Consider the following 24,961-nt stretch of genomic DNA (forward strand, 5'->3'; position numbering starts at 1 on the left):
GCTGCGCTAATCCACCCTACGTTTTTCGAGAGGTCCAGCATGTCCCGTTCCGAAACCCTGTTCGCCAACGCGCAAAAGCACATCCCCGGCGGCGTCAATTCGCCGGTGCGCGCCTTCAAAAGCGTGGGCGGCACCCCGCTGTTCTTCAAACACGCGATCGGCGCCTATGTGACGGACGAAGACAATAAACAGTATGTCGACTACGTCGGTTCCTGGGGCCCGATGATCCTCGGCCACAGCCACCCGGACGTGCTCGATGCGGTGCGTCAGCAGCTGGAACACGGCCTCTCCTACGGCGCGCCGACCGCGCTGGAAGTCGACATGGCGGATCTGGTCTGTTCGATCGTGCCATCGATGGAGCTGGTGCGCATGGTCAGCTCCGGCACCGAGGCGACCATGAGCGCCATTCGGCTGGCCCGCGGTTTCACCGGTCGTGACAGCATCATCAAGTTCGAAGGCTGCTACCACGGGCATTCCGACAGCCTGCTGGTCAAGGCCGGCTCCGGCGCCCTGACCCAGGGTGTACCGAGCTCTGCTGGCGTACCGGCGGCCTTCGCCAAACACACCCTGACCCTACCGTTCAACGATATCGGCGCCGTCGAGAAGCTGCTCGCCGAGGTCGGCAACGAAGTGGCGTGCATCATCGTCGAGCCGGTGGCCGGCAATATGAACTGCGTGCCACCAGCTCTAGGCTTCCTGGAAGGCCTGCGCGAGCAGTGCGATAAACACGGCGTAGTACTGATTTTCGACGAAGTGATGACCGGATTCCGCGTCGCCCTCGGCGGCGCCCAGGCTCACTACGGAGTGACGCCGGATCTCTCCACCTTCGGCAAGATCATCGGCGGCGGCATGCCGGTCGGCTGCTTCGGCGGCAAACGCGAGATCATGTCGCACATCGCCCCGCTCGGCCCGGTGTACCAGGCCGGCACGCTGTCCGGCAACCCGCTGGCCATGGCTGCCGGCCTGACCACCCTGAAGCTAATCAGCCGCCCGGGCTTCCATGCCGAACTGAGCGACTACACCCGCCGCCTGCTCGCCGGCCTGCAACAGCGCGCCGATGCCGCCGGCATCCCGTTCGTCACCACCCAGGCAGGTGGCATGTTCGGCCTGTATTTCAGCGGCGCCGACGATATCGTCACCTTTGAAGACGTGATGACCAGCGATAGCGAGCGCTTCAAGCGCTTCTTCCACCTGATGCTGGAGGGCGGCGTCTATCTAGCGCCAAGCGCATATGAAGCCGGCTTCACCTCCATCGCCCATGGCGACAAGGAACTGCAAATCACCCTGGCCGCCGCCGAGCGCGCCTTCGCGGCTTTGCGCTAGTTGCAATACCGCAGCACTGTCCACCGGCGCGCTGGTGCTGGCCTGTTTGGCTGGCTCTTGCTGGCACTCCCAGGCCCACTCCCGCGCCCCGATAGAAAAGCCGGAAAAGCCCGTAAAGACTTTGTAAGGATGGCTCCGCTTATTTCATAATGTGATGGCCGACGCGTTTCGTCGGCCGAGCATCTTGCTCGTACTGCTTTTTGAGGCGTGTCGATTTCCATGAACCGCACCGGCCGCACCCTCACCCTGGGCTGCCTGTTGCTCCTTCTCCCACTGCTCGCATCTGCCGGCGGTAACTCCTTGCTGATTCCGGCGACGAGCCGCTGCTCGCTCAACACCCTGCCCGAAGACCTGCCGCAAGCCCTGGCCGCCTGCCAACAGGCCGCCCAAACCGGCGACCCTGAGGCGGAGTTCGAGCTCGGCGAGTTCTATTACGACGGTAAGCGTACCCCGCGCGATCTGGCGCAAGCGCTGAACTGGTTCGAGCAAGCCTCACTGCAAGGCCATGCGCAGGCGCAATACCGCTTGGGGGTGATGTTCTTCCGCGGCGAAGGCGTGCCGGCCAACAATGTGCAGGCCTATATAGTGCTGAAGATGGCCGCCGTGAATGGCGCCGAAGATGCGCTGGACACCGCCGATCAGGTCGCCGCGCAGATGCCACGCGAGCAGCTGGAGATCGCCACCCAGGTGCTTGGGCAGATATTCCGCAATTACCTGCTGGAACTGCAGACCGCTGAAGGCGGCTCGCCGTTCGCGCCGTTGCCGTAATTCGTAGGCTGGGTAGAGTCCGCAGGACAAAACCCAGCCTAGAGACACCTGAAGCGGCTTACTTATCCGGCATCGGCATCGGGAAGGGCATGATATTGCTCACGCCGCGCGCTTCGCTGATCTTCGGCGTACCCAGACGCTCGACTTCGTCGATCCGCACAATCGCGTGCATCGGCACGAAACTGCGCACCACGCCCTCGAACTGCGCCTTGAGCTTCTCTTCGCTGGGATCGACCACCACCTGCGTGCGCTCACCGAAGACGAACTCCTCCACCTCCAGGAAGCCCCACAGATCACTTTGATAGATCTGCTTGGCGTACATCTCGTACACCTGGCCTTGGTTGAGGAAGATCACCTTGTAGATAGGTTCACGCTTGCTCATGGATGGCAGATAACCACGGAAGGAATTAAGGGGGCGAAATCATAGCATAGCCTCCGGGCAGGCAATGCTAGGAAGCCTGCGACTCGCCCACTATAATGCGCGGTTCTTCGAACCACCCGACGACCGCGCATGACCAAGAAGCTTTATATCGAAACCCACGGCTGCCAAATGAACGAGTACGACAGCTCGCGCATGGTCGATCTGTTGGGTGAACATCAAGCCCTGGAAGTCACTGCGCGCGCAGAAGACGCCGACGTCATCCTGCTCAACACCTGCTCGATCCGCGAGCGCGCCCAGGATCGGGTCTACTCGCAACTCGGCCGCTGGCGCGAACTGAAGCTGGCCAAGCCGGACATGGTGATCGCCGTCGGTGGCTGCGTGGCCAGCCAGGAAGGCGCAGCGATCCGCGATCGCGCGCCCTATGTCGACGTGGTGTTCGGCCCGCAAACCCTGCACCGCCTGCCGGAGATGATCGATGCCGCGCGCAGTACCCGCTTGCCGCAAGTGGATGTGTCGTTCCCGGAAATCGAGAAATTCGACCGCCTGCCCGAGCCCCGTATCGACGGCCCCAGTGCCTTCGTCTCGATCATGGAAGGTTGCAGCAAGTACTGCACCTTCTGCGTGGTGCCCTATACCCGTGGTGAAGAAGTCAGCCGACCGTTCGACGCTGTGCTGGCCGAAGTCATTCACCTGGCCGAGCACGGTGTACGCGAAGTCACCCTGCTCGGGCAGAACGTCAACGGCTTCCGGGGGGCGACCCATGACGGCCGCACTGCCGACTTGGCCGAGCTGATCCGGGTGATCGCGGCGATCGACGGGATCGACCGCATCCGCTACACCACCTCGCACCCGCTGGAGTTCTCCGACAGCCTGATCCAGGCCCACGCCGAGGTTCCAGAGCTGGTCAAGCACCTGCATTTGCCGGTGCAGGCCGGCTCCGACCGCATCCTCGCGGCGATGAAACGCAACCACACCGTGCTCGAGTACAAGTCGAAGATCCGCAGACTCAAGGCCGCCTGCCCGGGCATCAGCATTACCTCGGACTTCATCGTCGGCTTCCCCGGCGAGACTGAGAAAGACTTCGAGCACACCCTGCAGTTGATCGCCGACATCGGCTTCGACTTCTCCTACTCCTTCGTCTATAGCGCGCGCCCGGGTACACCGGCGGCCGACCTGCCGAACGAGATTCCCGCCGAAGTCAATCGCGAACGCCTGGCGCGCCTGCAGCACTTGCTGAACCAGCAAGGCTATGAGATCAGCCGACGGATGGTCGGCAGCATCCAGCGCATCCTGGTCAGCGACTACTCGAAGAAAGACCCAGGCTGGCTCACCGGCCGCACCGAGAATAATCGGATCGTCAACTTCCGCTGCGACAATCCACGCCTGATCGGCCAGTTCGCCGACGTGCAGATCGATGAGGCCATGCCCCACTCCCTGCGTGGCAGTTTGCTGGCAGAGCACGCCGCAAAACCGAGCCAAGATTAAAGCCGTAGTCGCCCGAGCTTTCACCCTCGCGCGCCCGGGGTTATCCTTCGATTTATCACCCCTGCCGACTGGCGGCTAACACACGACCTTGAACGCACCCATAGAACCGCATCGTTTCATCCTCGAACCCTTTGAGGCTCGCCGCTTCGCCAATCTCTGCGGGCAATTCGACGAGCACCTGCGCTTGATCGAGCAACGCCTGGCCATCGAAATCCGCAACCGCGGTAATCAATTCGAGCTGATTGGCCCTGCCGAACACACCCACTCCGCCGAGCAGCTGCTGCGTCGGCTGTACCGCGAAACCAACGCGACCCAGCTGTCGCCGGATCTGGTGCACCTGTTCCTGCAGGAGTCCGGCATCGAAGAGCTGAACAACCCGCGAGCCGAGGCCAGCGTCACCCTGCGTACCCGCAAGGGCATCATTCGCCCACGCGGCACCAACCAGCAGCGCTACGTCAAAGCGATCCTCAACCACGACATCAACTTTGGCGTCGGCCCGGCCGGTACCGGCAAGACCTATCTGGCCGTCGCCTGCGCGGTGGATGCGCTGGAGCGCGAACAGGTACGCCGCATCCTGCTGGTGCGCCCGGCGGTGGAAGCGGGCGAGAAACTCGGTTTCCTCCCGGGCGACCTGGCGCAGAAGATCGACCCCTACCTGCGTCCGCTGTACGACGCGCTGTACGAAATGCTCGGCTTCGAACAAGTCGCCAAGCTGATCGAGAGGCAGGTGATCGAACTCGCGCCGCTGGCTTATATGCGCGGCCGCACGCTGAACAACAGCTTCATCATCCTCGACGAGGGCCAGAACACCACGTTGGAACAGATGAAGATGTTCCTCACCCGCATCGGTTTTGGCTCCACCGCGGTCATCACCGGCGATATCACCCAGGTCGACCTGCCGCGTGGCACCAAGTCAGGGCTGACCCATGTGATCGATGTGTTACGTGACGTGCCCGGCCTCTCCTTCACCCACTTCAAGTCCAAGGACGTAGTCCGCCACCCGCTGGTGCAGCGCATCGTCGAAGCCTACGAGCACCACGAGAACCGCATGCACGGCAAGCTCGACGACGAATTCGACGCGGATGGCGACAATGCTTGAGCTAGACCTGCAAAACGCCAGCGCCGCCAGGAGCCCCAGCGAGGCCGAATTCCGCCACTGGTGCGAACTGGCCCTGCGCCAGCGCAGCGCCGACTCCGAGCTGACCATCCGCCTGGTCGATGAACCCGAAGCCCGCGAGCTGAACCACAGCTACCGACACAAGGACTACGCCACCAACGTACTGTCGTTCCCGGCCGATGTCCCCGACGAACTGCTGGATATCCCGCTGCTCGGCGATCTGGTGATTTGCGTGCCCGTGGTCGCCCGCGAAGCGGCCGAGCAAGGCAAAACGCTGGAGGCCCACTGGGCGCACCTGGTGATTCACGGCTGCCTGCATCTGCTCGGCTACGACCACATCGAAGATGAAGAGGCCGCCGAGATGGAAGGCTTGGAACAACAATTGCTCGCCGAACTGGGTCACCCCGACCCTTACGCCGGCGACGAATAGCCTGACCTCCGTCAGGCACCCGAAAGGAACACTGAGAAACCAGCATGAGCGAAGACCGATCGAGCAACGGGCAAAAATCCTGGTTGGGGAAAATCACCCAGGCCTTTGCCCACGAGCCGAAAAACCGCCAAGAACTGCTGTCGCTGCTGCGCGAAGCCCATCAAAACAAACTACTCGACAGTGAAGCGCTGGCCATAGTCGAAGGTGCGATTCAGGTCGCCGACCTGCAGGTCCGCGACATCATGGTCCCGCGCTCGCAGATGATCAGCATCAAGGCCAGCCAGACCCCCCGGGAGTTTCTCCCGGCGATCATCGAGTCTGCCCACTCGCGCTATCCGGTGATTGGCGAAAGCCTTGACGACGTCATCGGCGTGCTGCTGGCCAAAGACCTCTTGCCGCTGGTGCTGCACGACGACAACCACACGTTCAACATCAAGGATCTGCTGCGCCCGGCCACCTTCGTGCCGGAGTCCAAGCGCCTCAATGTGCTGCTGCGAGAGTTCCGCGCCAACCACAACCACATGGCCATCGTCATCGACGAATACGGCGGCGTGGCAGGCCTGGTGACCATCGAGGACGTGCTGGAACAGATAGTCGGCGACATCGAGGACGAGCACGACGTCGAGGAAGACAGCTACATCAAACCGCTGCCCAGCGGCGACTTCCTGATCAAGGCCCTGACGCCGATCGACAGCTTCAACGAGTCCTTCTCCAGCCAGTTCTCCGATGACGAGTTCGATACCGTCGGCGGCCTGGTGATGAGTGCGTTCGGCCATCTGCCCAAGCGCAACGAGGTGACCGAGATCGGCGACTACCGTTTCCGCGTACTGAGCGCCGACAGCCGCCGCATTCACTTGCTGCGCTTGACGCCGATGTCGCGCTGAACACCTGAACACCCCCTCGTCCACCGGGAGAGGGAAGCACAGCCTGTCACCCGCGCCTCTGCCGACCTGGCAGATAACCCCGTTTGGCGCTTTTACCCCAAGCCCAAGGATTGAGCATGAATTGGATCACCCGCCCGGGCTGGCCCGGCAACTTGCTGGCGACGCTGGCCGGCGCCCTGACCACCCTGGCACTCGCGCCCTTCGATATCTGGCCGCTGGCGCTGCTGTCCATCGCCCTGTTCTACCTCGGCTTGCGCGACCTCGGTCCACGTCAGGCGCTGTGGCGCGGCTGGTGCTATGGCTTCGGCCTGTTCGTCGCCGGCACCAGCTGGATCTACGTCAGCATTCACGACTACGGCGCCGCCTCGGCGCCGCTGGCGGCCTTCTTGACCCTGTTATTTTGTGCCGGTGTGGCGCTGTTCTTCGCCTTGCCCGGCTGGCTATGGGCGCGCTGGTTGCGCCGCAACGAGGCGCCGCTGGCCGACGCCCTGGCGTTCGCCGCCCTGTGGCTGGCCCAGGAGGCCTTCCGTGGCTGGTTTCTCACGGGTTTCCCCTGGCTCTACGCCGGCTACAGCCAACTGCACGGCCCACTCGCCGGGCTCGCCCCGGTGGGCGGTATGTGGCTGGTGTCGTTCGTCCTGGCACTGACGGCCGCCCTGCTGGTCAACCTGTCGCACTTGCGTACTCGCAAGCTGTTTCTCGCCATCGGCCTGGTGCTGCTGGTTGCGCCCTGGGTCGCCGGCCTCGGTCTGAAGGGCCAAGCCTGGACCGAACCCGCCGGCGCGCCCCTGAAAGTGGCGGCGATGCAGGGCAATGTCGCGCAACAGATGAAATGGGACCCCGAACAACTCAACGCCCAACTGGCCCTGTACCGCGACCTGAGCTTCGGCGCGCAGCCGGTCGACCTGATCGTCTGGCCGGAAACCGCCGTTCCCGTGCTCAAGGAGTTCGCCGAAGGCTATCTTGGCGTCATGGCGCGCTTTGCCAACGAGCGTCAGGCCGCGCTGATCACCGGGGTACCGATCCGCCAGATCGATGAGCAGGGTGCGAAACGCTACTACAACGGCATCAGCGTCATCGGCCAGGGCCACGGCACTTATCTGAAACAGAAGCTGGTGCCGTTTGGCGAATACGTGCCCCTGCAAGATCTGCTGCGCGGCTTGATCGCCTTTTTCGATCTGCCGATGTCCGACTTCGCCCGCGGCTCAGCCGATCAGCCGTTGCTCGAGGCCAAGGGTTACCAGATCGCCCCCTATATCTGCTACGAAGTGGTCTACCCGGAGTTCGCTGCCAGCCTCGCCGCGCAAAGCCAGATCCTCCTGACCGTCAGCAACGACACCTGGTTCGGCACCTCCATCGGCCCCTTGCAACACCTGCAGATGGCACAAATGCGCGCCCTGGAGGCCGGCCGTTGGATGATCCGCGCCACCAACAATGGGGTGACCGGCCTGATCGACCCGTTCGGCAAGCTGGCCGTGCAGATTCCGCAGTTCCAGCGCGGCGTGCTGTACGGTGAAGTGGTGCCGATGCAAAATCTGACGCCCTATCTCAAATGGCGCGCCTGGCCGCTAGTGATCCTCTGCGGCCTGCTGTTTGGCTGGGCCTTACTGGCCAGCCGGATGGCGAAAACCCTCTAAGAAGCTGTTCACGATCTAGTCGTAGGCTGGGTAGAGCGCAGCGACAAAACGGCAGGAAAGCCGTTTTGCACAGCTTTAGCTGCCCGCAGGGCGAGGTGCATGGATGCACCTCGTGAAACCCAGCCTACAACGCTACTCGTCAGCGATAAGCCAAGGGGTAAGCGAACAAGCCGAGCGCCTCGTTCAACAGCATGCCGCTCTGCCAAATTGCCTTGCTCTCCGGCAGCCAGCCGCCCAGCGGGCGAGCATTCGGCACGCCGATAAAACCTACCGGCGCCGCTATCACCGCGAAACCCACCCGTTCGAAACTCCAGCGTGAGCGCGGCATATGCCCGGCCTGGGTGACCAGCACGATCCGCTTGATCCCCGCGTCCCGCAACATTTCGGCGCTGTAACTGGCGTTTTCCCAAGTCGTGCGGCTCAGCCCCTCCAACCAGCGCACGCTGACGCCGAAGTCGCGAGCCAATACCTGCGCCATCAACGCCGCCTCACTGGGCGGCTGGCCGTAATGCAGGCCGCCGCTGACCAGCACCGGCAAGCCTGCCGCCTTGGCCAGGCGCGCCGCATAGCGCAAACGCTCCAGCGTCAGCGCACTGGGCTGATCGCCGCCCCAGGCCGGGTCGGCCTGTTCGCGCCCGCCACCCAGCACCACGATGGCATCGGCACGCTGCGCCAACCCGGCCCATTCGACCTCGGCCAACGCCGGCTCGCGCTCCAACGCGCGCGCCGCCCACTCCACGCTGATCGGCAAACTCATCAGCCAGAGCCCAGCGAAACCCAGCACGAAGCAGGCTGCCGCCGCACGCGGGGAGCGGCGACGCAGCCACCAGCCGACGAGCAGCAGCAACAGCAAAGCGCCCGGCGGCAGAAGCAGTTGTTTGAGAATGTAGCGTAGCGGCATCGAGCACCTCCCAGGTGCCCGCAGCCTAACGGGGATTACCGGCGCGGAAAAGCTGTGAACCACAAGTGAGGCAGGCCTGCACACCCTCCCCCGGCTGCCAATGCGCAGTCGTGCCACAGAGGGCGCAGAGTAATTTTTGCCGACGCTTGAACAGCGCTTTCGGTTTGCCCTCCAGCTTATTGCTGGCACGACCGGGTTTAGTCCAGCGCAGCGGCGTGTGTTCGAGCAGCGCCAACTCCTCGGCGGCGGCATGCCAGCCGCGCAACCAATGCAGATCGCGATCCAGGTACGCGCGAATCAACTCCAGTTCCGCCGGGCTCAGCCCGCGCAACTCCAACTCACGCGGCGGCTCCTTATGCAGGCGAGTGGCACTATCGGCCTCATCCAGCGCCAAAGCGAGGCGTTGCAGCAACCGCTCATACAGCCCACCTCGCGCATCTGCTCGCCGCAATTCGCCCATCCACTCACCTCGCGCAAGGCACGCCCCACTTCACCCCCTACTGAAAGCTTAGCGTCACGCCTTCAACCGGCTACGCGCCGCGACCAACGGCGGGCCGAGGCCAGCCCACGTGACACCCAGCATAATCAAGGTTTCCCACGGCCAAGGGCGCTCATGTATGCTACGACGTTTCCTGTAAGCCCCCTTTTTCAGCCTAAGTAGCCATGCACGAACTCTATCAGCCCCGTGAAATCGAAGCCGCCGCGCAAACCTACTGGGACGAGCAAAAGTCCTTTGTAGTCAGTGAACAACCAGGCAAAGACACCTTCTATTGCCTGTCGATGTTCCCCTACCCCAGCGGCAAGCTGCACATGGGGCATGTGCGCAACTACACCATCGGTGACGTGATCGCCCGCTACCAGCGCATGCAAGGCAAGAACGTGCTGCAGCCGATGGGGTGGGACGCCTTCGGCATGCCGGCGGAAAACGCCGCGATGAAGAACAACGTCGCGCCGGCCAAGTGGACCTACGAAAACATCGCCTACATGAAGACCCAGCTGAAGAGCCTGGGCCTGGCTATCGACTGGTCGCGCGAAGTCACCACCTGCAAACCGGACTACTACCGCTGGGAACAATGGCTGTTCACCAAGCTGTTCGAAAAAGGCGTGATCTACCGCAAGAACGGCACCGTCAACTGGGACCCAGTCGACCAGACCGTGCTGGCCAACGAACAAGTCATCGACGGCCGCGGCTGGCGTTCCGGCGCCCTGGTCGAGAAGCGCGAGATCCCGATGTACTACTTCAAGATCACCGCCTACGCGGATGAGCTCTTGAGCAGCCTGGACGAGTTGGATGGCTGGCCGGAACAGGTCAAGACCATGCAGCGCAACTGGATCGGCAAATCCCGCGGCATGGAAGTCTGCTTCCCTTACGACCAGGCGTCGATCGGCACGGCAGGCGTCTTGAAAGTCTTCACCACCCGCCCGGACACCTTGCTCGGCGCGACCTATGTCGCCGTCGCCGCCGAACACCCGCTGGCGACGCTTGCCGCCAAGGGCAATGCCGAGCTGCAAGCCTTCATCGACGAATGCAAACGCGGTGGCGTGGCCGAAGCCGATATCGCCACCCAGGAAAAGAAAGGCCTGCCGACTCCGCTGTTCGTCGAACACCCGCTGACCGGCGCCAAGCTGCCGGTGTGGGTCGCCAACTACGTGCTGATGAATTACGGCGAAGGCGCGGTGATGGCCGTGCCGGCCCACGACGAGCGCGACTTCGAGTTCGCCCACAAATACCAGCTGCCGATCAAGGCGGTGATCCGCACCAGCGCCGGCGAGCAAACCCCGGCGCCCTGGCAAGACGCCTATGGCGAGCACGGTCAACTGATCAACTCCGGCGAATTCGACGGCCTGGACTTCGCCGGCGCCTTCGACGCCCTCGAAGTCGCCCTGCTGAAGAAAGACCTCGGCCAAGCGCGCACCCAGTTCCGTCTGCGCGACTGGGGCATCAGCCGTCAGCGCTACTGGGGCTGCCCGATCCCGATCATCCACTGCGCCAACTGTGGTGACGTGCCGGTGCCGGAAGAGCAACTGCCGGTGGTCCTGCCGGAAGATGTAGTGCCGGATGGCGCTGGCAGCCCGCTGGCGCGGATGCCCGAGTTCTATAGCTGCGCCTGCCCGCAATGCGGCGCGCCGGCCAAGCGTGAAACCGACACCATGGACACCTTCGTCGAGTCCTCCTGGTACTACGCGCGCTACGCCTCGCCGCAGTACAGCGACGGCATGGTCGACCCGGCTGTGGCCAACCACTGGCTGCCGGTGGATCAGTACATCGGTGGTATCGAACACGCCATCCTGCACCTGCTCTACGCGCGCTTCTTCCACAAACTGATGCGCGATGAAGGGCTGGTCAGCTCCAACGAGCCGTTCAAGAACCTGCTCACCCAAGGCATGGTGATCGCGGAGACCTACTACCGCCTGGAAGCCAACGGCGCCAAGACCTGGTTCAACCCGGCCGACGTGGAAATCGAACGCGATGCCAAGGCCAAAATCATCGGCGCCAAGCTGAAAAGCGACGGCCTGCCGGTGGAAATCGGCGGCACCGAGAAGATGGCCAAGTCGAAGAACAACGGCGTCGACCCGCAGTCGATGATCGATGCGTACGGTGCCGACACCTGCCGGCTGTTCATGATGTTCGCCTCGCCGCCCGACATGAGCCTGGAGTGGTCGGATTCCGGCGTCGAAGGCTCGCACCGCTTCCTGCGCCGCGTCTGGCGCCTCGCCCAAGCTCAGGTTAGCCAGGGCCTGCCGGGCAGCCTGGAGCAAGCCCAGTTGAGCGATGGGCAAAAAGACGTGCGCCGCGCCATCCACCTGGCGATCAAGCAAGCCAGCCAGGATATTGGTCAGCACCACAAGTTCAACACCGCCATCGCCGCGGTGATGACCCTGATGAACGTGCTGGAAAAAGCGCCGCAAGCCTCCACGCAGGATCGCGCGCTGCTGCAGGAAGGCCTGGAAACGGTGGCCCTGCTGCTGGCTCCGATCACCCCGCATATCTGCCACGACCTGTGGCTGGAACTCGGCCATGACGGCGCGATCATCGACGCCAACTGGCCAGTACTGGACGAGTCCGCGCTGGTGCAGGACAACCTGCAACTGGTGGTCCAGGTCAACGGCAAGCTGCGCGGGCACATCGAAGTACCCGCCAGCGCTTCGCGCGAAGAGGTCGAGGCCGCTGCACGGGTGAACGAGAACGTGCTGCGCTTTACCGACGGCCTGACGATTCGCAAGGTCATAGTAGTGCCGGGCAAGCTGGTCAATATCGTCGCGAGCTGATTAAGCTCTGCAGCAGTCGGGCAGACTGCTGCAGAGAGCCTATCGAGGTGTCGCTGAGCCTTAGGCTGCAACGATGCAAATGCTTTAAGGGGAAACAAGATGATCAAACGGAATCTGTTGGTAGTGGGTCTGGCGGCACTGCTGAGTGCCTGTGGCTTCCAGTTGCGCGGCACTGGCGATACTCAGTTCGCCCTCAAGGCGCTTAACCTCACTGCCCGCAATGCCTATGGCACCACCGTCAAAGAAGTGCGTCAGGTGCTGGAAAGCAACGACGTCAAAGTCTATCCCGGCGCCCCTTACACCCTGGTTTTGGCGAAAGAAGCCGAAAACCTCCGCACCGCCAGCTACACCAGCAGCGCCCGCAGCGCAGAATATGAGCTGACCATGACCCTCGACTACGAGCTGCGTGGCGCCCAAAACCTGCTGCTGATGAGCAACCAGCTGGAAGTGCAGAACATCTACATCCAGGACGAAAACAACCTGATCGGTTCCGACCAGGAAGCCGCGCAAGTGCGCCAAGAAATGCGCCGAGAGCTGGTCCAGCAATTGGCGCAACGCCTGCAGCAGATCAGCCCAGACCAGCTCGACCAACTGCAGCAAACCGCCGAAGCCAAGGCCAAGGCCGAAGCCGAGGCGCTGGAAGCCGCACGCCAGACGGAACAAACCCAGCCGCAGCAATCGCCGCTGCAACTACCGATCAAGATTCAGTAAGCCGCGCGGGGCCGCCACTGCGGCCCCCGCTGTTTCCCGCCGATGAAACTCAACGCAGCCCAACTCGCCAAACACCTCCAGGGCCCCCTGGCGCCGGTGTATGTGGTCAGTGGTGACGACCCCTTGCTCTGCCAGGAAGCCGCCGACGCCATCCGCGCGGCGACCCGCAGCCAGGGTTTCTCTGAACGCCAGGTGTTCAACGCCGAAGCCAACTTCGACTGGGGCACGCTGCTGCAAGCCGGCGCCAGCCTCTCGCTGTTCGCCGATAAGCGCCTGCTGGAACTGCGCCTGCCCTCCGGCAAGCCCGGTGACAAGGGCACTGCCGCCCTGCTGGAATACCTCGCCCGCCCAGCGGAAGACGCGCTGTTGCTGATCAGCTTGCCGAAACTGGATGGCAGCGCGCAGAAAACCAAGTGGGCCAAGGCGCTGATCGACGGCCAACAGGCGCAATTCATCCAGATCTGGCCAGTCGAGGTCCAGCAGCTACCCCAGTGGATTCGCCAGCGCCTGGCGCAGGCCGGCCTGGCCGCCAGCCAGGCGGCGGTGGAGCTGATCGCCGCGCGCGTCGAAGGCAACCTGCTGGCCGCGGCTCAGGAAATCGAGAAGCTCAAACTGCTCGCCGAAGGTGGCCAGATCGACGCCAACACCGTACAAGCGGCGGTAGCCGACAGTGCGCGCTTCGACGTCTTCGGCCTGATCGACGCCGCACTCAACGGCGAGGCCGCGCACGCCCTGCGCACCCTCGAAGGCCTGCGTGGTGAAGGCGTGGAGACCGCCGTGATTCTCTGGGCGCTGGCCCGCGAACTGCGCCTGCTGGCCAACCTGGCGCAGCAATACAGCCAAGGCGTGCCCCTGGACAAAGCCTTCAGCCAAGCCCGCCCACCGGTCTGGGACAAACGCCGGCCGTTGGTCAGCAAGGCCCTGCAACGGCACTCCGCGGCACGCTGGGCCAGACTGCTGCTGGACGCGCAGCGCATCGATGCGCAGATCAAGGGTCAGGCAGCCGGCGACCCGTGGATCGACCTGAGCCGCCTGACCCTGACGATCGCCGGCCAACGCCTGTCGCTGCCGTCGGAGTGACCTGCCGGCACGGACGTAGCCCTGGACATTTTTTATACCAAGCCCGATGATCCGCGCGCCTGCACTGTGCAGCGCCCACAAGAGGATCGGCCATGGCCAAACACTCCAAGCACGGCCCGAACAAGGCCAAGTCCCTGGTAGCGCAACCGCTGTTCCGCTGTCGCCAGGAAAAGCCCAGCAAGGGCAAAGGTAGCTACCGCCGCGAAGCCTCCCCGTCTCACCACTGGGAGGCTTCGGTCTTTCTGGCGGCCTGAAAACCCGACACAGCCCCTTCATGTTAAGGTTGCCGCTGGCAAAAAAGCTGTGAGAGCACCGATGCTGAACCTGTCCCCGCGCGGCCTTGCCTGCGCCGCCCTGAGCCTCAACCTAAGCCTATTAGCCGCTTGCGCCGAAGCGCCAACGCAAACGTCCGCGCACTCTAAACCCGCCACCAGTGTAAGCAGCCAAGCCACGCCCAGCACACAGTCGAGCCTGCCGACCGCCACCCTGAGTTTTGCCGACTGGCGTAACCGGTTGCGCGACGAGGCCCTGGCCGCCGGCATCAGCCCGGCGCTATTCGACCGCGCCTTTGCCGGCGTCACCCTGGATCCGGCGGTACTCGCCGCCGACAGCAGTCAGCCGGAATTCACCCGACCGATCTGGGCATACCTGGACGGTGCCGTATCTGCCAGCCGGATCGCCCGCGGCCAGGCTCAGCAGGCGCAACAAGGCGCGACGCTCGAGCGCATCGAGCAGCGCTATGGCGTGCAAGCCGAAACCTTGGTGGCCATCTGGGGCATGGAGAGCGGTTACGGTAGCAATATCGGCAACAATAGCGTGATCCGCTCGCTCGCCACCCTGGCTTACGAAGGCCGCCGCCAAGGGTTCTGGCGCGACCAGCTGCTGGCCGCACTGCAGATTCTCGAACATGGCGACATCAGCCCCGAACGGCTGATCGGCTCCTGGGCAGGCGCCATGGGCCAAACGCAATTCATGCCGACCACCTATAACCAGCACGCGGTGGACTTCGATGGCGACGGTCGCCGCGACCTGTGGAGCTCGCCAGCCGACGCCTTGGCTTCCGCCGCTCACTACCTGCAAGCCTCTGGCTGGCGACATGGGCAACCCTGGGGCTTTGAAGTGCGGCTGCCGAGCGGCTTCGACTATGCCCTGGCCGACCCGGAACAGCGCCTGAACCTGGCCGAATGGGCCGCCCTTGGAGTGCAGCCGCTAAACGGCGCGACTGCACCGGCGCTGGCCGGCGAGTCGGCCACCCTGCTGCTGCCCACCGGCCATCGCGGCCCGGCCTTTCTGCTGATGAATAACTTTCGCAGCATTCTCAAGTACAACAACTCCTCGTCCTACGCGCTGGCAGTCGGCCTACTGTCCGACGGGATCCGCGGCGCCAACAGTCAAGTCGTCGCGGCTTGGCCGCGCAACGATCCACAACTGGGGCGTAGCGAGCGCATCGAATTGCAGGAACTGCTGGCTACCCACGGCTTCAACCCCGGTGCGGCCGACGGGATCATTGGCGCAAATACGCGCAAAGCCGTGCAGGCCTATCAGCAGACCTTGAAGCTGCCGGCCGATGGTTACCCGAGCCATGAGCTGCTCGATGCGTTGCGTTCGCGCCCCTAACAACCTGGGCATGACGCGGCAAACAAAAAGGGCGGCCCACTGGGTCGCCCTTTTTGTTTAGCCGTAACGCGCTTAGCTGTTCTTCGCGCCATGCGCCTGTTGATCGGCATGGTACGAAGAGCGCACCAGCGGGCCGGAAGCGACGTTCTTGAAGCCCATCTTGGTGCCTTCCTCGGCAAACCAGGCGAAGGTGTCCGGGTGCACGAAACGTTGCACGGCCAAGTGGCTACGCGACGGTTGCAGGTACTGGCCGAGGGTGAGCATGTCGATATCGTGCTCACGCATGCGCTGCATGACCTCGATCACCTCCTCGTCGGTCTCACCGAGGCCGAGCATCAAGCCGGACTTGGTCGGTACCTGCGGGACCATTTGCTTGAATTTTTGCAGCAGGTCCAGCGACCACTCGAAATCCGAGCCCGGACGCGCGGCCTTGTACAGGCGCGGTACGGTCTCCAGGTTGTGGTTGAACACATCCGGCGGCTCATTGGCGGTGATCGCCAAGGCGACGTCCATGCGGCCGCGGTAATCCGGCACCAGGGTTTCCAGCTGCACGCCTGGCGACAGCTTGCGGATCTCGCGCAGGCAGTCGACAAAGTGTTGAGCGCCGCCGTCGCGCAGGTCGTCGCGGTCCACCGAGGTGATTACCACGTACTTCAGGCGTAGGTCGGCGATGGCCACCGCCAGGTTCATCGGCTCGTCGACGTCCAACGGCTTCGGGCGGCCGTGGCCAACGTCGCAGAACGGGCAGCGGCGGGTGCAGATGTCGCCCATGATCATGAAGGTCGCAGTGCCACCGGAGAAACATTCGCCGAGGTTCGGGCAGGAGGCCTCTTCGCAGACACTGTGCAGCTTGTGCTTGCGCAACAGCTGCTTGATCCGATCGACCTCGGGGGAGATCGGCATGCGCACACGAATCCAGTCGGGTTTGCGTGGCAGCTCATCGGTCGGAATGATCTTCACCGGAATCCGCGCGACCTTTTCCGCGCCGCGCAGCTTGACCCCAGCTTCCACTTTCACCGGGCCTTTGCCCGTCAACTCTAGCGTGTTCATAGCGATTCAATTCCGCCCGTCAGGGTCGTCTGTTCAGCGTAGTCGAGGTGTTTGACGAGCTGCGCACGCAGCCGGGCACTTACCTCGGCAAATTCTATTGGACCAACCAGATCACGCAGCTGGGTCATCGCCATCCCGGCATAGCCACAGGGGTTGATCCGCCCGAACGGCTCCAAATCCATATCCACATTCAGCGCCAGGCCATGAAAGGAGCGACCGTTGCGGATCCGCAGGCCCAACGAGGCGATTTTCGCACCGTCCACATAAACCCCCGGCGCATCGGCTTTGGCTACCGCACTGACCCCATAACTGGCGAGCAGATCGATCAGGCTCGACTCGATGCGACTGACCAGCTCACGCACGCCGATATCCAGGCGGCGCACATCCAGCAATAGATAACCGACCAACTGGCCGGGACCGTGATAGGTCACCTGCCCGCCACGATCGACCTTGACCACCGGGATGTCGCCGGGGAACAGCACATGCTCGGCCTTACCGGCCTGCCCCTGGGTAAACACCGGCGGATGCTGCAGCAGCCAGATTTCGTCCGGCGTTAGCGGCCCACGCGCATCGGTAAAGTGTTGCATGGCGTGCCAGGTCGGCTCATAGGGCACCTGGCCGAGCTCGCGAAAGCCCAGGCTCGGCGGCATCAAAGCACCATATGCACGCGCCCGGTGGCACGCAGATCGCTATTGATGGCTTGCAGTTGGTCGACACCGGTGGCGGTGATCAGCAGTTGCACGGTCTGATAACGGCCATTGCGGCTATCGCGCAGCACCAGGGTGCCGGCGTCGAGATCGGGGGCGTGGCGGCCAAGGATTTCGATGACCAGATCGACAAAACCCTCGCCCGCATCGCCGATCACCTTGATCGGGTAGCGCTCGCAGGGGAATTCGATGGTTACAGCTTTAGCGTCAGTCATGATTTCAACTAAATAGTCTCGGCGAACTCGTGATTCGCAAGGGCCGCAGCCCACCCTGCTCTTATGAAGACCGGGCGGGCACTTGCCACAGGTCAGTTAAACAACCCGTAGAAGAACAGCCGAATGCTATCCCACACGCGGCGGAAGAAGCCACCTTCGTCGACCGCTTCGAGGGCGATCAGGTCGGCGCTATGCACCACGCTATCGCCCAGTTTGACCTCGATCTTGCCGATCACATCGCCTTGCTTGATCGGCGCAACCAGTTGCGGAGCCATGCTCATGCTGGCTGCCAGCTTCTTCAGCTGGCCCTTCGGCAGGGTCAGGGTCAGATCCTGGGCCAGGCCGGCCTTGACCTGACGAACGGCGCCTTTCCACACCGGCGCCTGCGCCAGTTCGGCACCCTTCTGGTAGAAGGTCTGGGTCTCGAAGAAGCGGAAGCCGTAGGTCAGCAACTTCTGGGTTTCCGCCGCCCGGGCCTGCTCGCTGGCAGTGCCGAACACCACGGAGATCAGGCGCATGCCGTCACGCACGGCCGAGGACACCAGGCAGTAGCCCGCCTCATCGGTATGGCCGGTTTTCAGCCCGTCAACGGTCTTGTCGCGCCACAGCAGCAGGTTGCGGTTGGGCTGTTTGATGTTGTTCCAGAAGAACTCTTTCTGCGAGTAGATCGCGTAGTGCGCCGGGTCTTCGTAGATGATCGCGCGGGCCAGACGCGCCATGTCATGCGCCGTGGAGTAATGCTCGGGGTCGGGCAGGCCCGTGGCGTTCATGAAGTGGCTGCCGCTCATCTCGAGCTTTTGCGCAGTGGTGTTCATCATGTCGGCGAACGCGTCTTCGCTACCGGCGATGTGCTCGGCGATGGCCACGCTGGCGTCGTTACCGGACTGAATGATGATGCCGTGCAGCAGGTCACTGACCGATACTTGGGTACCAACCTGGATGAACATCCGCGAACCACCGGTACGCCAGGCGTTTTCGCTGACAGTCACCAGATCGCTCTCGCCAATCTGGCCGCGGCGAATCTCCAGAGTCGCCATGTAGGCGGTCATCAACTTGGTCAGACTGGCCGGCGGCAAACGCTGATCGCCATTGCTCTCAACCAACACGTTGCCGCTAGCGGCATCCATCAGCACATAAGCCTTAGCCGCCAGTTGCGGTGGCGCCGGAATCACCTGCTCGGCCGCCCAGGCCGCGGGCATGACGATCAACAGGAGAAGTAGGCTCAAGCGTTGCGTAAAGGTGGTGATGTTCATCCGTCTCTCGAAGTTTCGCTAATAAAGGTCTCGCAGCAGGCGCTCTCGAAAACGCTCCCGGCGTTTTTCCTACCTCCCCCATCCCTGGAGTCGCCAGCGCCTTTGCTGCATTTCCCACATCCCTGTGGGTCACAGGCCCTTGTGGGCAAATCGGTCGAAGCCGCTACTCCGGCTTCACTAAGGTCGGCTGGCCCAGCTTAGCCAGCCGCACGCTGTCTTGCAGTTGCTCGGCTTCACCCTGCGTGTTGACCGGCCCCAGCCGCACTCGATGCAGGGTCTGTTGGTTGCGCACCACCGAGCTGATAAACACCGGCGCACTCACCGTCTCGCTCAGCTTGGCTCTGAGCAGCTCGGCAGCGTCCGGATTGGCGAAGGCGCCCACTTGGAGATACAGGCCAGAGGCTCCGACTGAAGCGTTTTTTTTTGCGTCGATCTGCACCGGCAGGACGGCCGCGGCATGCTGCTGGGGCGGCGGACTGTACTGCTCGACAGGCTGGGCGATGGGCTGGGCGATGGCTTGCACCGCCGGCTGCGGTTGGGCCTGGGCCTGGGCCTGGGCCATTTGCGGCTGGGCCAACACCATCGGCACCGGCCGGCCTTGCTGCGCCCACCACTCGTGCGGGTCGATGCCCTCGACCTTGACCCGCGCGGTGCCGACTTCGGCATAGCCGAGTTTCTTCGCCGCGGCAAAGGACAGGTCGATGATCCGGTCGGAATAGAACGGCCCGCGGTCGTTGACCCGCAGGATCACGCTCTTGCCGTTGTCCAGGTTGGTCACACGCACATAGCTGGGCAGCGGCAGGGTCTTGTGCGCCGCGCTCATGCCGTAGAGATCGTATTTCTCGCCGTTGGCCGTGGCCTGGCCGTGGAACTTGGTGCCATACCAGGACGCGGTACCGCTGGCCTGATAGCGCCGCGCATCGGGCATCGGGTAATAGGTCTTGCCCAGCACCGTGTAGGGGTTGGCCTTGTAGGCACCGTGATGCGGCATCGGCACGGCGTCGGGAATCCGCGACACATCGACATCCCACCAGGGCGCGCCGTCCTTGTGCGGGCGGGCAAAGTCGCCCGGCCCGGAAGGAGCCCCCGACTGCCCCGCTGGCGGGGCATGACTGGTGGAGCAACTGGCCAGCAACAGCGCCAAAGCGCCATACGCCGCCAGCTTAGTCGGCAGTGCCTGCATTACTTAGTGCCCCGTGCCTGGACCAGCAAGTCGGACAGCTGATGCACGGCCATGGCATACATCGCGCTGCGGTTATAGCGGGTGATCACATAAAAGTTCGGCAGGCCCAGCCAATACTCGGGGCCCGCCTCGCCTTCGAGCCGGAAAGCGGTGACCGCCAGATCGTCACGCAACGCCTCATGGCTGGCCCAGCCCAGCGCCCGCAACTGGCCGACCGTCTTGACCGGATCCAGCCCCTGGGTCAACCCCTCGTCCGCCTGCTCGCCATTGACCTGCGCGGTACTCACCACCGGCTCGCCGGTCACCCAGCCGTGACGTTTAAAGTAGCTGGCAACACTGCCAATCGCATCCTCCGGATTATTCCAGATGTTGATCTGGCCATCGCCGTCGAAGTCCACCGCATAGGCGCGGAAGCTACTCGGCATGAATTGCGGCAGGCCCATGGCGCCCGCGTAGGAGCCTTTCAGGGTCAGCGGATCGACCTGTTGCTCGCGCGCCAGCAAGAGGAACTGCTTGAGCTCCTTGCGGAAGAATTCGGCCCGCGGTGGGTAATCGAAGCCCAGCGTCGACAGGGCGTCAATCACCCGGTAGCTGCCGGTGTTGCCACCGTAGAAGGTTTCCACCCCGATGATCGCGACTATCACCTGCGCCGGCACCCCATACTCCTGTTCGGCCCGCGCCAACGCCGCTTCGTGCTGGCGCCAGAAGTCCACCCCGCGAGCGATCCGCGAGTCGGTGATAAAGATCGGCCGGTAGTCTTTCCAGGGTTTGACCTTCTCCGCCGGGCGCGAAATGGCGTCGAGGATCGTCTGCTTGCGCTCGACTTCGCGAAACAGGCTGACCAGTTGTTCACCGGCAAACCCGTAGTCGCGGGTCATCTCCGCGACGAACTCGGCGACCTGCGGCGAACCCTCATAATCAGCGGCCAGCGCCTGCTGGGCGAAACCACAGAGGCCAGCGAGGCCGACCCAATGTGCCGTGCGAGTAGCCCAGCGACGCAAACCTAGCATTAAATCCCTCACCCCAATCCTTAACCCACTCAAACTTGGGCAATCCACTTACGATGCGTGTGGATGGCCATTAACACCCCAAACCCTGACATCAGCGTCACCAGCGAAGTTCCGCCGTAACTAATGAAAGGCAGCGGCACCCCTACCACCGGCAACAGGCCACTGACCATGCCGATGTTGACGAATACATAAACGAAGAAGGTCATCGTCAGGCTGCCGGCCATCAGCTTACCGAACAGCGTCTGCGCCTGGACAGTAATAACCAACCCACGGGCAATCAGCAGCGAGTAAACCAGCAGCAATAAACAGATGCCGACCAGACCGAACTCTTCACCGAGGACCGCAATGATAAAGTCCGTATGGCTTTCCGGCAAAAAATCCAGGTGCGACTGGGTGCCGAGCAGCCAACCCTTGCCAAACACGCCGCCCGAACCGATCGCCGCCTTCGACTGAATGATGTTCCAGCCGGTACCCAGCGGGTCGCTTTCCGGGTCGAGAAAGGTCAGCACCCGCTGCTTCTGATAGGCGTGCATGACGAAGAACCACATGGCCACGGCGACCGGCACCACCGCCGCCGCCGCGCCGAGAATCCAGCGCCACTGCAGGCCCGCCATAAACAGCACGAACGCCCCCGAAGCGAGGATCAGCAACGAGGTGCCCAGATCCGGCTGGCGGACGACCAACACAACCGGCACACCGATCAGCGCCAAGCTGATCAGCAGATGTTTCAGGCCCGGCGGCAAGCTGCGTTTGGCCAGGTACCAGGCGATAGTCGCCGGCATCAGGATCTTCATGAATTCCGCCGGTTGGAAGCGGATCACCCCGGGAATATTGATCCAGCGCGTGGCGCCCATGGCGTTATGGCCCATCACCTCGACCAGCACCAGCAAACCGACGCCGAACACATAGCCCAGCGGCACCCAGCGCGCCAAGAAGCGTGGCTCGAACTGGGCGATCACGCACATCGCCAATAGGCCAAGGCCGAACGAGCTGGCCTGCTTGATCAACAGATCCCAGTTTTTACCGCTGGCGGAATACAGCACGAACAGGCTGCCGGCGGCCAACACCAGCAGCAGCAAGAGCAACAGACCGTCGATGTGCAGGCGCTGCAGCAGGCTGGCACGCCGGCGCATCACGTCATCGTTGGACAGGGTGCGGTCGAAATTACTATTCATAGGTGCGGAGCCTCGGCACTCAGGGGCGGCGCGTACTCCGCTTTCAACTGACCGTTTTCACCCAGCAGCCAGGCGTCCATCACCTGCTTGACCACCGGCGCGGCGACACCCGAGCCGGACTCACCGTTCTCGACCATCACCGCCACCGCAATCTTCGGGTTGTCTGCCGGGGCGAAACCAATAAACAACGCATGGTCGCGATGCCGTTCCTGCACCTTGGAGCGGTCGTATTTCTCGCCCTGCTTGATCGCCACCACCTGCGCCGTGCCGCTCTTGCCGGCAATCCGGTAAGCCGCCGTATCGCCGACCTTGCGCGCGGTGCCGCGCGGGCCGTGCATCACCATCTGCATACCGTTGCTGACCTGCTGCCAGATGCCCGGATCACGCAGCACTATGTCCGGCAGCGGATTGGGATCGACCGGCGGCAGCCCTTCGATGGTTTTCGCCAAATGCGGGCGAATCCATTTGCCATGGTTGGCGACCAAGGCGGTGGCCTGAGCCAATTGCAGCGGCGTGGCCTGCATATAACCCTGGCCAATCCCCAGAATCAGGGTTTCACCCGGGTACCAGGCCTGGCGATAACGCGCACGCTTCCAGTCACGCGACGGCATCAGCCCGCTGGACTCCTCGAACATATCCAACGAAACGCGCTGGCCAATACCGAAGCGGCTCATATAAGTGTGCAGTCGATCGATGCCGAGCTTATGCGCGAGGTCGTAAAAGTAGGTGTCATTGGAGCGCATGATGGCCATCTCCAAGTTCACCGAGCCGTCACCGGTGCGGTTCCAGTTGCGGTATTTATGCTCGTAATTGGGTAGCTGATAGAAGCCTGGGTCATACACCCGCGAGGCCGGGGTTACCACCCCGCTGTCCAGCCCGGCGACCGCGACCATCGGCTTGATCGTCGAACCCGGCGGGTACAGACCGCGCAGCACCCGGTTGAACAGCGGCCGATCGATCGAGTCGCGCAGCTCCGAATAAGCCTTGAAGCCGATGCCGGTGACGAACAGATTGGGATCGAAGCTCGGCTGACTGACCATCGCCAGCACCTCGCCAGTGGCCGGATCGAGTGCCACCACCGAGCCGCGCCGGCCACCCAGCGCCGCCTCCGCGGCTTCCTGCAGACGGATATCGAGGGTCAGGATCACATCCGCACCGGGAACCGGGTCGGTACGTTTGAGCACCCGCAACACCCGACCGCGGGCGTTGGTCTCGACCTCTTCATAGCCCACCTGGCCATGCAACCGTTCTTCGTAGAAGCGCTCGATCCCGGTCTTGCCGATGTGGTGGGTGCCGCTGTAGTTGACCGGGTCGAGTTTCTTCAACTCGGCTTCGTTGATCCGCCCGACATAGCCCACCGAATGGGCGAAGTGCTCCTTCTGCGGGTAATGGCGCACCAACTGGGCCACCACCTCGACGCCAGGCAAGCGGAACTGATTCACCGCGATGCGGGCGATCTGCTCCTCGCTCAACTCGAACAGGATAGGTACCGGCTCGAACGGGCGCCGGCCCTGCTTCATCCGCCGCTCGAACAGCGCCCGATCCTCCTGGGTCAGCTCCAGCGCCTCGACTATGACATCCAGCACCTGCTGCCAGTCACCGGCCCGCTCGCGGGTCATGCTCAGACTAAAGCTCGGCCGGTTGTCGGCGATGATCACCCCATTGCGGTCGAAGATCAGCCCACGGGTCGGCGGAATCGGCTGGACGTGAACGCGGTTATTCTCCGACAGCGTCGAGTGGTAGTCGTACTGAACCACCTGCAGGTAATACAGGCGCGCGATCAACACACAGACCAAGAACAGGACGGCGCCAGCGCCTACCACCACGCGTTTGCGAACTTGGCGGGCGTCCTTCTCGTGGTCCTTCAGGCGAATCGGCTGCGGCATCGGCGACTACTGGCGACTACTTGTGATAGGGGTGACCGGACAGCACAGTCCAGGCGCGATAAATCTGTTCGCCGATCAAGATGCGCACCAACGGATGCGGCAAGGTCAGCGGCGACAGCGACCAGCGCTGCTCGCTGCGGGCCTGCACCTCGGGCGCCAGCCCTTCGGGGCCGCCAACCATCAGGTTGACGGTGCGCGCATCCAGGCGCCAGCGATCCAACTCGACCGCCAACTGCTCGGTACTCCACGGGCGCCCTTCCACCTCTAAGGTGACTATCCGCTCGCCCGGCTGCACCTTCGCCAGCATGGCTTCGCCCTCCTGACGGATCAGGCGGGCCACGTCGGCATTCTTGCCACGGGTATTCAAGGGGATCTCCACCAGCTCCAGCGGCAGCTCGGCGGGTAGACGCTTGGCATATTCCTGCCAACCCTCTTCCACCCAACGCGGCATCCGCGAACCAACGGCGATCAGACGTAGACGCATACCAGGCTCTACCGAGAGTCAGCCTTACTCTTGCCCCGGCGTGTGGTGGGCGCGGCTCTGCTCGGCCCCTTGCCACAGGCGTTCGAGGTCGTAGAACTGGCGGGTGGCGACCTGCATCACGTGCACCACCACATCGCCCAGGTCAAGCAGCGCCCATTCGCCGGTATCCAGGCCTTCGCTGCCGAGTGGGCGTACGCCCTTTTCCTTGACCTTTTCCAGCACGTTGTCCACCAGGGACTTCACATGGCGGCTGGAGGTACCGCTGGCGATCACCATAAAGTCGGTGACGCTGGTTTTCTCGCGCACATCGATGGTGGTGATGTCCTGGGCCTTGATGTCTTCCAGGGCGGCGATGGCCAGCTTGACCAGGTCTTCGCTGGCCAGTGCGGGGTT

General features: G+C 63.2%; 25 protein-coding genes. 12 read left to right on the forward strand and 13 right to left on the reverse strand.

Going from position 1 to position 24,961, the window contains the following annotated elements; all coding sequences use genetic code 11:
- Window positions 1–39: 39 nt before the first annotated feature.
- Together hemL and FFS12_RS16800 are read left to right on the forward strand one after the other, a co-directional pair.
- The gene (hemL, locus tag FFS12_RS16795; RefSeq protein WP_137888487.1) at window positions 40–1,323 is read left to right on the forward strand and encodes a glutamate-1-semialdehyde 2,1-aminomutase; all 1,284 of its coding nucleotides are present in this window, start codon (window positions 40–42) and stop codon (window positions 1,321–1,323) included.
- 219 nt (window positions 1,324–1,542) lie between these two features.
- Window positions 1,543–2,091, forward strand: a complete 549-nt coding sequence (locus tag FFS12_RS16800) for a tetratricopeptide repeat protein (RefSeq protein WP_137888489.1) — start codon at window positions 1,543–1,545, stop codon at window positions 2,089–2,091.
- 58 nt (window positions 2,092–2,149) lie between these two features.
- Here the strand turns inward: FFS12_RS16800 and FFS12_RS16805 are convergent, their stop codons facing one another.
- On the reverse strand, window positions 2,150–2,473 hold the full coding sequence (locus FFS12_RS16805) for a DUF1820 family protein (protein ID WP_119952446.1): 324 nt from the start codon (window positions 2,471–2,473) through the stop codon (window positions 2,150–2,152).
- Between the two features lie 129 nt (window positions 2,474–2,602).
- On the opposite strand from FFS12_RS16805, the gene miaB reads away from it, so the two are divergent.
- From miaB to lnt, 5 genes are all read left to right on the forward strand, one after another.
- On the forward strand, window positions 2,603–3,958 hold the full coding sequence (gene miaB / locus FFS12_RS16810) for a tRNA (N6-isopentenyl adenosine(37)-C2)-methylthiotransferase MiaB (RefSeq protein ID WP_137888491.1): 1,356 nt from the start codon (window positions 2,603–2,605) through the stop codon (window positions 3,956–3,958).
- A gap of 88 nt (window positions 3,959–4,046) precedes the next feature.
- Window positions 4,047–5,057, forward strand: a complete 1,011-nt coding sequence (locus FFS12_RS16815) for a PhoH family protein (RefSeq protein WP_137888493.1) — start codon at window positions 4,047–4,049, stop codon at window positions 5,055–5,057.
- On the forward strand, window positions 5,050–5,505 hold the full coding sequence (gene ybeY, locus FFS12_RS16820; RefSeq protein WP_137888495.1) for an rRNA maturation RNase YbeY: 456 nt from the start codon (window positions 5,050–5,052) through the stop codon (window positions 5,503–5,505). Before FFS12_RS16815 ends, ybeY begins: the two co-directional genes overlap by 8 nt.
- A 44-nt stretch (window positions 5,506–5,549) precedes the next feature.
- Window positions 5,550–6,389 carry an HlyC/CorC family transporter gene (locus FFS12_RS16825; RefSeq protein ID WP_137888497.1) on the forward strand — a complete coding sequence of 280 codons (840 nt, stop codon included), beginning with the start codon at window positions 5,550–5,552 and terminating at the stop codon, window positions 6,387–6,389.
- Window positions 6,390–6,505: 116 nt separating this feature from the next.
- Window positions 6,506–8,026, forward strand: coding sequence for an apolipoprotein N-acyltransferase (lnt, locus tag FFS12_RS16830; protein ID WP_137888499.1), 1,521 nt, complete (start codon window positions 6,506–6,508; stop codon window positions 8,024–8,026).
- A 139-nt stretch (window positions 8,027–8,165) separates the two neighbouring features.
- Here lnt and FFS12_RS16835 read toward each other — a convergent pair whose 3' ends face one another.
- Complete coding sequence (locus FFS12_RS16835) at window positions 8,166–8,927, reverse strand: YdcF family protein (protein WP_137888501.1); 762 nt, start codon at window positions 8,925–8,927, stop codon at window positions 8,166–8,168.
- Between the two features lie 25 nt (window positions 8,928–8,952).
- Window positions 8,953–9,387, reverse strand: coding sequence for a hypothetical protein (locus FFS12_RS16840; RefSeq protein ID WP_137888503.1), 435 nt, complete (start codon window positions 9,385–9,387; stop codon window positions 8,953–8,955).
- A 203-nt stretch (window positions 9,388–9,590) separates the two neighbouring features.
- Here FFS12_RS16840 and leuS point away from each other — a divergent pair, with 203 nt between their 5' ends.
- The 5 genes from leuS (at window position 9,591) to FFS12_RS16865 (ending at window position 15,605) form a co-directional block, all read left to right on the forward strand.
- Window positions 9,591–12,197, forward strand: a complete 2,607-nt coding sequence (leuS, locus tag FFS12_RS16845; protein ID WP_137888505.1) for a leucine--tRNA ligase — start codon at window positions 9,591–9,593, stop codon at window positions 12,195–12,197.
- 99 nt (window positions 12,198–12,296) lie between these two features.
- A complete protein-coding gene (gene lptE / locus FFS12_RS16850; RefSeq protein WP_137888507.1) occupies window positions 12,297–12,908 on the forward strand; it encodes an LPS assembly lipoprotein LptE in 612 nt (203 codons plus the stop codon).
- 42 nt (window positions 12,909–12,950) lie between these two features.
- Window positions 12,951–13,988 carry a DNA polymerase III subunit delta gene (gene holA / locus FFS12_RS16855; RefSeq protein WP_137888508.1) on the forward strand — a complete coding sequence of 346 codons (1,038 nt, stop codon included), beginning with the start codon at window positions 12,951–12,953 and terminating at the stop codon, window positions 13,986–13,988.
- A gap of 92 nt (window positions 13,989–14,080) precedes the next feature.
- On the forward strand, window positions 14,081–14,242 hold the full coding sequence (arfA, locus tag FFS12_RS16860) for an alternative ribosome rescue factor ArfA (protein ID WP_119952457.1): 162 nt from the start codon (window positions 14,081–14,083) through the stop codon (window positions 14,240–14,242).
- 61 nt (window positions 14,243–14,303) lie between these two features.
- On the forward strand, window positions 14,304–15,605 hold the full coding sequence (locus FFS12_RS16865; RefSeq protein ID WP_137888510.1) for a lytic murein transglycosylase: 1,302 nt from the start codon (window positions 14,304–14,306) through the stop codon (window positions 15,603–15,605).
- A 72-nt stretch (window positions 15,606–15,677) separates the two neighbouring features.
- On the opposite strand, the gene lipA is transcribed toward FFS12_RS16865, so the two are convergent.
- The 10 genes from lipA to rsfS form a co-directional block, all read right to left on the reverse strand.
- Complete coding sequence (gene lipA, locus FFS12_RS16870; RefSeq protein ID WP_137888513.1) at window positions 15,678–16,655, reverse strand: lipoyl synthase; 978 nt, start codon at window positions 16,653–16,655, stop codon at window positions 15,678–15,680.
- The gene (gene lipB, locus FFS12_RS16875; RefSeq protein WP_137888515.1) at window positions 16,652–17,305 is read right to left on the reverse strand and encodes a lipoyl(octanoyl) transferase LipB; all 654 of its coding nucleotides are present in this window, start codon (window positions 17,303–17,305) and stop codon (window positions 16,652–16,654) included. The genes lipA and lipB overlap by 4 nt, the downstream gene beginning before the upstream one ends.
- Complete coding sequence (locus FFS12_RS16880; protein ID WP_137888517.1) at window positions 17,305–17,577, reverse strand: DUF493 domain-containing protein; 273 nt, start codon at window positions 17,575–17,577, stop codon at window positions 17,305–17,307. Before FFS12_RS16880 ends, lipB begins: the two co-directional genes overlap by 1 nt.
- Window positions 17,578–17,669: 92 nt before the next feature.
- Window positions 17,670–18,830 carry a D-alanyl-D-alanine carboxypeptidase family protein gene (locus FFS12_RS16885; protein ID WP_137888519.1) on the reverse strand — a complete coding sequence of 387 codons (1,161 nt, stop codon included), beginning with the start codon at window positions 18,828–18,830 and terminating at the stop codon, window positions 17,670–17,672.
- Between the two features lie 163 nt (window positions 18,831–18,993).
- On the reverse strand, window positions 18,994–20,013 hold the full coding sequence (locus FFS12_RS16890) for a septal ring lytic transglycosylase RlpA family protein (RefSeq protein ID WP_137888521.1): 1,020 nt from the start codon (window positions 20,011–20,013) through the stop codon (window positions 18,994–18,996).
- Window positions 20,013–21,023 (reverse strand): lytic murein transglycosylase B, encoded by a 1,011-nt coding sequence (gene mltB, locus FFS12_RS16895; RefSeq protein ID WP_137888523.1) that lies wholly within the window; start codon window positions 21,021–21,023, stop codon window positions 20,013–20,015. Before mltB ends, FFS12_RS16890 begins: the two co-directional genes overlap by 1 nt.
- Before the next feature lie 29 nt (window positions 21,024–21,052).
- Window positions 21,053–22,156 carry a rod shape-determining protein RodA gene (gene rodA, locus FFS12_RS16900; RefSeq protein WP_171011909.1) on the reverse strand — a complete coding sequence of 368 codons (1,104 nt, stop codon included), beginning with the start codon at window positions 22,154–22,156 and terminating at the stop codon, window positions 21,053–21,055.
- Between the two features lie 38 nt (window positions 22,157–22,194).
- Window positions 22,195–24,084, reverse strand: coding sequence for a penicillin-binding protein 2 (mrdA, locus tag FFS12_RS16905; RefSeq protein WP_137888528.1), 1,890 nt, complete (start codon window positions 24,082–24,084; stop codon window positions 22,195–22,197).
- Between the two features lie 16 nt (window positions 24,085–24,100).
- Window positions 24,101–24,568 carry a 23S rRNA (pseudouridine(1915)-N(3))-methyltransferase RlmH gene (gene rlmH, locus FFS12_RS16910; protein ID WP_137820118.1) on the reverse strand — a complete coding sequence of 156 codons (468 nt, stop codon included), beginning with the start codon at window positions 24,566–24,568 and terminating at the stop codon, window positions 24,101–24,103.
- Between the two features lie 24 nt (window positions 24,569–24,592).
- On the reverse strand, window positions 24,593–24,952 hold the full coding sequence (gene rsfS / locus FFS12_RS16915; protein ID WP_137820147.1) for a ribosome silencing factor: 360 nt from the start codon (window positions 24,950–24,952) through the stop codon (window positions 24,593–24,595).
- Between the last annotated feature and the right edge of the window lie 9 nt (window positions 24,953–24,961).

The sequence above is a fragment of the Pseudomonas sp. 2FE genome (assembly GCF_005503735.1).
In the GTDB taxonomy this organism is placed as follows: Bacteria; Pseudomonadota; Gammaproteobacteria; order Pseudomonadales; family Pseudomonadaceae; genus Aquipseudomonas.